General features: G+C 53.0%; 1 protein-coding gene. It reads left to right on the forward strand.

Going from position 1 to position 396, the window contains the following annotated elements; genetic code table 11:
* Positions 1–396: hypothetical protein (locus KH400_RS29550; protein WP_217227894.1), on the forward strand; the 396-nt coding region annotated here is incomplete at both ends.

Raw genomic sequence — 396 nt, forward strand, 5'->3', positions numbered from 1 at the left:
GAGGGAAGAGAGAGAGAAAAGAAAAGAGGAGGAGGAAGAGGAAGAGGGGGAGAAGAGAAAGGGGAGAGGGAGAAGGAAGAAGAAAAAGGGAAGGAAGGGAAGAAAAGGGGGGGAAGGGGAAGGAGGGAGAGGGAAGGGGGAAGGGGGGGGGGGGAGAGGGGAAAAGGGGGAGAGGAGGGGGGAAAAGGGAGGAAAAAAGAAGGGAGAAGAGGGGAGAAAGGAAAGGGAGAGGGGAAGAAAGAGGGGAAAAAAAAGAAAAAGAAGAAGAGAGGAGGGGGGGAGAAGGGGAAAGAAGGAAAGAAAAAAGGAAAGAAGGGGGGGAGGGAAGAAAAAAAGAAAGGGGGGAGGAGGGAGGAGAGGGGGAAAAGAAAGGAAAAGGGAAAGGGAGGGGGAAAA

It is taken from the genome of Desertibacillus haloalkaliphilus (genome assembly GCF_019039105.1).
Lineage (GTDB): Bacteria > Bacillota > Bacilli > Bacillales > KJ1-10-99 > Desertibacillus > Desertibacillus haloalkaliphilus.